At 73.7% G+C, this 4,795-nt stretch carries 5 protein-coding genes and 1 pseudogene; 3 read left to right on the plus strand and 3 right to left on the minus strand.

Going from position 1 to position 4,795, the window contains the following annotated elements:
- Window positions 1-29: 29 nt before the first annotated feature.
- The 3 genes from ACFQ3T_RS34255 to ACFQ3T_RS34265 are packed head-to-tail and all read right to left on the minus strand — an operon-like array spanning window position 30 to window position 2,964.
- Complete coding sequence (locus tag ACFQ3T_RS34255) at window positions 30-1,073, minus strand: DNA glycosylase AlkZ-like family protein (RefSeq protein ID WP_380729903.1); 1,044 nt, start codon at window positions 1,071-1,073, stop codon at window positions 30-32.
- Window positions 1,066-1,437, minus strand: coding sequence for a DUF3224 domain-containing protein (locus ACFQ3T_RS34260; RefSeq protein WP_380729905.1), 372 nt, complete (start codon window positions 1,435-1,437; stop codon window positions 1,066-1,068). The genes ACFQ3T_RS34255 and ACFQ3T_RS34260 overlap by 8 nt, the downstream gene beginning before the upstream one ends.
- Window positions 1,438-1,473: 36 nt before the next feature.
- Complete coding sequence (locus tag ACFQ3T_RS34265) at window positions 1,474-2,964, minus strand: CocE/NonD family hydrolase (protein WP_380729907.1); 1,491 nt, start codon at window positions 2,962-2,964, stop codon at window positions 1,474-1,476.
- Window positions 2,965-3,091: 127 nt separating this feature from the next.
- Here ACFQ3T_RS34265 and folP point away from each other — a divergent pair, with 127 nt between their 5' ends.
- From folP to ACFQ3T_RS34280, 3 genes and pseudogenes are all read left to right on the plus strand, one after another.
- Window positions 3,092-3,952, plus strand: coding sequence for a dihydropteroate synthase (gene folP, locus ACFQ3T_RS34270; RefSeq protein ID WP_380729910.1), 861 nt, complete (start codon window positions 3,092-3,094; stop codon window positions 3,950-3,952).
- Between the two features lie 73 nt (window positions 3,953-4,025).
- Window positions 4,026-4,362 (plus strand): annotated as a pseudogene (locus ACFQ3T_RS34275) (glucosyl-3-phosphoglycerate synthase); the annotation flags it as partial.
- A gap of 113 nt (window positions 4,363-4,475) precedes the next feature.
- The coding region (locus ACFQ3T_RS34280) for a DivIVA domain-containing protein (RefSeq protein ID WP_380729914.1) at window positions 4,476-4,795 on the plus strand (320 nt) is incomplete at its 3' end.

The raw sequence follows: 4,795 nt of genomic DNA on the forward strand, positions 1-4,795 counted from the left end.
GGTGGGGTAGGGGACCGGGTGGGGTGGGGCTAGGTGAGCTTGGCTTGGTTGAGGCCCTTGGCTTTGGCCAGGCGGGTGGCCTCCTCGGCGAACATGTCCTCGTCCAGGGGGACGAAGGGCTTGAGCTTCACCTCCAGGTGGGTTCGGGTGGTTCTGGACTGCCAGGTGCCCAGGATCTCGCCGTCCACCAGCAGGGCGCCGCGGCGGCCCAGGATGCGCCAGACTTCCTTCTGGTGCGCCTTGTCCGGCACCAGGAGGTCGCGGTCGCGGGCGTTCAGGTACGGGTCCAGCGGGGGCAGGAGCCGTACGACCTCGGGTTCCGGCGGGTTCTCGAAGGCTTCGACGCGGTCGGCGGGCAGCCACGCGCGTTTCGAGATCGCGACGAGGTCGTCCGGCCACGCGTCCTTCACGTCGCGGACCGGCGCGCCGAAGTAGTGCGCCACCTCCGACGGGCCGGCGGGGCCGTGCAGCCGCAGGTAGTCGGTGATGAGCGCGGCGAAGCCGTGTGACTCGTGCGGTACGTCGCGGCGGTTTTCCAGCGGCACGAAGGTCGTCGTCTTCTCGACCGGGTCGAAGCGCAGGCCGGCGGGCAGGACGGCGAGGCGGAACACGGGGTCCGGCACGTGCGTGGCGTCGCAGCCGCGGCACCAGGCGGTGAGGGCCGGGTCGACCCGGGAGGTGAGGCGGGACGACGCCTCGCCCTTCGTCATCGGCTCCGTGACGACGTCCCGCAGGGCGGACGCGACCTCGCGCAGCGCGGCGCGGCCGTGCTCGACCGGCGGCCGGTTCATCCGGGCCAGCGCGTCGGCGTCGCTCAACGGCCACGGCCGGGCCTCCAGGTCCGGCACGTCGGCCGCGCGGTGCCAGTGCGGCGCGCCCCGCACGCTCCACGTGAGCGTGAACGGGCCGAGGTCGGGGACGCGGTCCAGCCGCGCCGCCAGCGCGGGCACGGCGGACCGCTCCGAGTCCTGCAACCCCAGGTCGAACACCCGCAGCTCGGACGGGTCGGCGGCGGTGCGGTCGAACTGGTGCGCCGCGACCCGGTAGGCGATCACCCGTTCCCGGTCAGCCAAGGTCGTGGTCCAGGATGATCAGCTCGTGCTCCAGCCGGGCCTTGCCGGAGATCCCGGCCAGCTCGCCCGTGCCCGACCCCGGCACGATGTGGCCCCAGAACTCGGCCCCCTCCGCCGACATGACGGCGCCGTGCTGGAGCACGAACGTCCCGGCCCTGCCGTCCACGGTGCCGGTGAAGCGCTCGGTGCCCACGTACCCCGCCGTGCCGTCGGACGGCTGGCACATCGTCAGCTCGGCGGTGCTCGTCCCCTCCATGGCCCCGTGGTACGCCTTGTCCACGAGCGCCCGGCCCAGCTGCGGCTCCGCCTCGTCGTAGACGGTCTGGTCCCACCGGGTGATCTTGAACGTCGACTTCGATTCCATGTCGGGAATCCTTTCAGGAATCCCTGCCGGCTGCTGTCAGCTACGCGGCACGGTCAGCCACGAGTCCGCGCCGAACGACACCGTCGACCCGAGCGTGCTGGAGCTCCGGTACCGGGCGTCGACGGTGTCCACGACCAGCACCAGCCGGTTGCCCGGGGACACGTCCCACACGACCGGTTCCAGGTCGAGGTCGACGGTCCGGGTGGCGGTGCCGGTGAGCGTCACGGGCTTGTGCGTGACGAGCGCGCCCAGGCCCAGCGGGTTCACCTCGTACAGGTACGCGAACAGCGTGGTCTTGGGCGCGCTCGGCGTCACGGTGAGGTGCGCGCGCGGCGTGCCGCTGACGGTGGTGGCGGTCCACTGCACCGGACCGCGCCACACGGCCGCCGCGCCCCGGTCGATCAGGGGCGTCGAGACGCCGACCGGGAGCTGGAGGAAGCCCTGCAGCGCGCCGGACACGAGGACCGTGCCGCTCTCGGCGATGGTCGGCCACCCCGCGCCGATCCGGTCCGCCGCCAACGGCACGGTGTCGGTCCTGCTGGTGGCCGCCGCCCACGACGGGAACGCGCGCCAGCCGCCGCCGTTGTTGGGCTTGACCCGCACGGGGAGCTCGCGGTCGATGCCGTTGTCGAGGCCCTTGAGGTGGTGGTCGAACCAGCGGCCGACGGACGCCCAGATCTCGTTGGGCAGCCCGGCCGCGCCGAACAGCTCGGCGGTGGCGTGGTCGCCGGGCGACAGCATGAGCCGCTTCGGGCCGTTCAGCGCGGTGAAGAAGTCGGTGATCTGGCTGGGCGCGAACAGGCTGTCGTTCCACGCGTTGCCGATCATCACGGCGGCCTTGACGGACGACACGTGCGACGCGGGGGAGCGGGGCGGCGAGATCGGCAGCACGTCCTCGAACCGGTCCTGCCGGTACGCGGCCTCGGCCTCGCGCAGCACGGGTCCGGGCCGGCCGGTCAGGCGCCCGGCGGCCAGCAGGAGCTCGACGCCCTGCGCGTTCACCGTCTCGTTCGGGTAGAGGGCGCGGGCCAGGTCGGTCCACGTGCTGAGCGCGGCCACCGCCTTGATCCGGTGGTCGGCCGCGGCGGCGAGCAGGGACTGGCCCGCGCCGTAGGAGATGCCGCCGACGCCGATCCGCGCGGGGTCGCCGGCCGCCCGCGCGATGCCCCAGTCGATCACCCGGCTCACGTCGGCGACGGTGTCCGGCCCGGCCACGTCGATCTCGCCCGCCGAGTCGTGGAACCCCCGCGACGTGTAGCTGATGACCGAGTACCCGGACTCGTAGGCGAGCTTGGCCGCCGCGCCGACGTACTCGATGTTGTTGACGCCCCAGCTCGACGGCAGCACGAGCAGCGGGAACGGTCCGCTGCCGCGTCCGGTCGGCGTGACGACGAAGGCCTTGAGCGGGGTGCCGCCCTGGCCGGGGATGGTCTCGTAGGCCACCGCGAAGCCGGGCGCGGCCTGGGCGGGTGGCGCCAGGACGAGCGCCACCAGGGCGGCGAGCAGCAGGGGGAGTGATCGGCGCACGAGGTCCTCCTTGACCGTGACCGGGATCACGCAGGGTGTTACCGGCGAGTAAACCCGAAATGTACTCACGAGTAGCAGCGGTCTGTGACGCAGCTCACGAGCCGGTCGGACGTGGCACGATGCGCTCATGCGGTTCGGTCCACGGGAAGTCGCCGGAGATCGCGCGCTGGTGATGGCGATCGTCAACCGGACGCGCGACTCGTTCTACGACCGCGGCGCCACGTTCGAGGACGACGCCGCGCTGGCCGCGGTCGACCGGGCGGTCGCCGAGGGCGCGGACATCGTCGACATCGGCGGGGTGAAGGCGGGCTCCAAGGGCGAGGTCGTCGACGCCGCCGAGGAGGCGCGGCGGGTCGTGCCGTTCGTCGCGGCGGTCCGCGAGCGCCACCCCGACCTGGTGATCAGCGTCGACACGTGGCGGCACGAGGTCGGCCGCGCGGTGTGCGAGGTGGGCGCGGACCTGATCAACGACACGTGGGCGGGCGCCGACCCGGCGCTGGCCGAGGTGGCGGCGGAGTTCGGCGTCGGCATCGTCTGCTCGCACACCGGCGGGCTGGAGCCGCGCACCGACCCGCACCGCGTCCGGTACGCCGACGTGGTGGCCTCCGTGGCGGAGGAGCTCGTGGCGCGGGCCGAGCGGATGGTCGCGCTCGGCGTGCCGCGGGACGGCGTGCTGATCGACCCGACGCACGACTTCGGCAAGAACACCTGGCACGGCCTGGAACTGCTGCGCCGGCTGGACGAGCTCGTCGCCACCGGCTGGCCGGTGCTGATGGCGTTGTCGAACAAGGACTTCGTCGGCGAGACGCTCGGCGCGGACGTGGGCGACCGGGTGGACGGCACGCTCGCGGCGACGTCGGTGGCCGCGTGGGCGGGCGCGAAGGTGTTCCGCGCGCACCAGGTGCGGCAGACCCGCCGCGTGGTCGAGATGGTGGCGAGCATCGCGGGCACCCGCCCGCCGGCGCGCGTGCTGAGGGCGCTGGCCTGACGCCCGACCGGTTCTCCGCCAACACCTGGAAGAGTCCACAGTGGACCGCGCCGAGTCGGTGGCGCGCAAGGGGGACCTGGGGTCCACCGACGACACGGTGGCGCGGGCAGTCGCGGCGGGCGCGCGGGTCGTGCACCGGACGGACGTGCGGCCCGAGCCGGCGCCCGGGCCCGGCAAGGGCGAGGTGCTGTGGCGCTCGCCGGCGGCGACGTCCGGCGACCTGGTCGGGTTCCTCGACTCCGACCTGGTCGACCGGACCCGGGGGTTCGTGCCCGCGCTGCTCGGACCGCTGCCGACCCGCGACCCGCACCCTGGTGAAGGGCTTCCACCGCCGTCCGCTGCGGCTGGAGAGCACCGGACGTGCCGCTGGAGGACCGGCCCGCCCTGCGCACGGTGCTCCGGCGCTCGCGGTAGTCGGCACGACCCGGTGGCGGGCCCCGCGGGTGCTCCGTTCGGCCGTGCTCCCCCGGAGGTGAGTGTGTTCTCGTCGGTTTGACCGGCGGGGGTGTGCCACGATCGTCACGTGACCTCAGCGCTCATCTACATCGTCGTCATGGCGCTCGTGGCGGCCGTGGTGTTCCTCCTCGCCGCGCTGGTGTTCGGGCGAGGCGAGGAACTGGCGCCGCTGCCGCCCGGCGCGTCGCCGACCCGCCTGCCGGCCGAGGACGTGACCGCGGACGACGTGCGTGCCCTGAAGTTCCAGCAGGTCCTGCGCGGCTACAAGATGACCGAGGTGGACTGGGCGCTGGAGCGCCTGGCCGACGAGGTCGAGCGGCTGCGCGAGCGGGTCGCCGAGCTGGAGGCGGGCACGGGCGCCGCGCCCGCGCCGGTCCGCGCCGCCGG

This window comes from Saccharothrix hoggarensis (genome assembly GCF_042678885.1).
Taxonomy (GTDB): Bacteria; Actinomycetota; Actinomycetes; order Mycobacteriales; family Pseudonocardiaceae; genus Actinosynnema; species Actinosynnema hoggarensis.

What these genes read in the sequence shown, in the direction of transcription:
- ACFQ3T_RS34260 (WP_380729905.1), bottom strand. Translation starts at nt 1,437, where the DNA reads ATGGAATCGAAGTCGACGTTCAAGATCACCCGGTGGGACCAGACCGTC.
- folP (WP_380729910.1), top strand. Translation starts at nt 3,092, where the DNA reads ATGCGGTTCGGTCCACGGGAAGTCGCCGGAGATCGCGCGCTGGTGATG.